Genomic DNA, 1,892 nt, shown 5'->3' with positions numbered 1-1,892 from the left:
CAAAACCCTGCAGCTCCTCGCGGCGAGGGGCGAGGTTGACCCGAGTGCGCCGTCGTACGCCATTGACCGGTACAAGCTCCTCGACGTGACCGCCGGCACCACCGGCGGTTCGGGGGGCGACTCCTAAACAGCTTTAAATAAGAATCGGCGGTAGTGCTCCTTGAGCACTACCGCCGATTTATTGCTACGCTCCGAGCGAGCGCCGATCCACCACGAATCCTGTGGCGGCATTCTCCCTGACTGCGTTGATACCGGCCACAAGGGCCGCAATATCCGGGAACTTGGGCGACACCGCCACTACCGTTCCATCATCGGCCTTCAACCGGAAACGGAACGATTGCTCCCCAGCTGCCAGAATTTCGAAAATGCCAGACATAAACCCTCTTTCCACCGCGGATGCGTCATTGCATCCCCTTCGATGACCACTGACTCTCGTGAAGTCCCTAAGAGAATATCGGCCATAGGAGTCTGCCAGAAGGCCTACCCATGGGTAATATTCAACCTTTTTCGGTAGACCTATATTGGAGTGCAAGGTGAACCTAGAGACCCCGCGAAGGCACATGGATAAGGTGAACCCCATGAACGATTCCAGCCCCGTAGCCACCACCGGTGTATTGTTGGCCGGCGGCGCAGGGACTCGCCTGGGACTCGGCCCCAAGGCGCTGCTGCCCTTCCGCGGCCGGACCTTGGTGGAAGTGCTCGCCAAGACATTGCTCGACGGCGGATGCCTCAAGGTAGTCGTAGTGCTCGGTGCCGGAGCCGAGCGGGTCCGTCGCGCTACGGAGCTGGACCAGTACCTCGTCGTCGACAACCCGGAGTGGGCAGCCGGCATGGCCAGCTCGTTCCGCACCGGTATTGCGGCAGCTACATACGGCCACAATGTCATGGTGACTTTGGTGGACCAACCTGGGGTGACCCCCGCCGTCGTCGCCAGGCTGTTAGCAGCGCACCAAGCCGGCCGGGTGACTGCGGCGGGATACCCGGAAGCCGCCTTCGACGGTGGCCACACAACAAAGCTAAGGCGCGGCCACCCGTTGATCATCGACGTCGGCCTCCGCGCCGAGGTCGCGGAGTCCGCCGTCGGCGACGCCGGGGCACGCCGTTTCCTCAAGGCGCACCCCGGACTGGTGGACGTCGTCGACTGCAGCGACCTCACCGACGGAGCCGACGTGGACACGAAGGACAAGCTGCACCTCCTCCGCGACTAGCCCCCCATCGCGGCCCGGCCACCCAACTAACTCGCAGTAGATGCCGTTATGAGGCTCGATAACGACATTAAATGCGAGTCAGTTGGGTAGGGGTGGAGGCGGCGGCGTCCTTCAGCGCCAGGTAGATCTTGTCCCGGGCGATGGGGAGCGCCACGAACCTCACCCCGGTGGCGTTCCGGATGGCGTTGGCCAGCGCGGGTGCCACGGGGTTGAACGGGCTCTCGCTCATGGACTTCGCACCGAGCGGCCCCATCTGGTCGTTCGTTTTCGCGAAATAGACCTCGCTGCGTGGCACGTCCGCGAAAGAGGGGATGTGATATTGCCGCAGGATGTCGGTGGTGACCTTGCCTGCGTCGTTCACCCGGACTTCCTCATACAGCGCGACTCCCAGCGCCTGGGCGATTCCGCCTTCCACCTGGCCGCGGCATTGCCGTGGATTGACCACGACGCCGGCATCGGCCGCCTGGACGCTCTGCAGGATCCTCAGTTCCCCCGTGCCGGTGTTCACGGCCACCCGGAATCCGTGGACGTTGAAGGCGACCGAACGCGGAGTTCCGCCCCAACGCCCTTCGGTGGCGAGTTCCATGCCCTGCTGCTGTGCGGCGTCGTACACCTCGGTAAAGGGAACCACCCGCTCACCCCAACGCACCGCACCGTCCTCGAGCACGCAGTCCGCCTCCGGCG

3 protein-coding genes are annotated in these 1,892 nt (G+C 63.7%); 1 reads left to right on the top strand and 2 read right to left on the bottom strand.

Annotated elements, in window-relative coordinates:
- Nucleotides 1-184: 184 nt before the first annotated feature.
- Nucleotides 185-376 carry a YegP family protein gene (locus AHiyo1_RS18090; protein ID WP_059389468.1) on the bottom strand — a complete coding sequence of 64 codons (192 nt, stop codon included), beginning with the start codon at nucleotides 374-376 and terminating at the stop codon, nucleotides 185-187.
- 202 nt (nucleotides 377-578) lie between these two features.
- Between AHiyo1_RS18090 and nboR the strand changes: the two genes are divergently transcribed.
- The gene (gene nboR, locus AHiyo1_RS18085; protein WP_084784584.1) at nucleotides 579-1,208 is read left to right on the top strand and encodes a nicotine blue oxidoreductase; all 630 of its coding nucleotides are present in this window, start codon (nucleotides 579-581) and stop codon (nucleotides 1,206-1,208) included.
- 67 nt (nucleotides 1,209-1,275) lie between these two features.
- On the opposite strand, the gene AHiyo1_RS18080 is transcribed toward nboR, so the two are convergent.
- Nucleotides 1,276-1,892 (bottom strand): xanthine dehydrogenase family protein molybdopterin-binding subunit (locus tag AHiyo1_RS18080; RefSeq protein WP_148667657.1); only part of this gene is annotated, 617 nt, incomplete at its 5' end.

The organism is Arthrobacter sp. Hiyo1 (genome assembly GCF_001263615.2).
In the GTDB taxonomy this organism is placed as follows: Bacteria; Actinomycetota; Actinomycetes; order Actinomycetales; family Micrococcaceae; genus Arthrobacter.
Note: the sequence above shows the minus strand (reverse complement) of the source record. Positions and strands in the feature narration are given on the sequence as shown.

Coding starts and splice junctions, on each gene's coding strand:
- nboR (WP_084784584.1), top strand. CDS start 579: ATGAACGATTCCAGCCCCGTAGCCACCACCGGTGTATTGTTGGCCGGC.
- AHiyo1_RS18090 (WP_059389468.1), bottom strand. CDS start 376: ATGTCTGGCATTTTCGAAATTCTGGCAGCTGGGGAGCAATCGTTCCGT.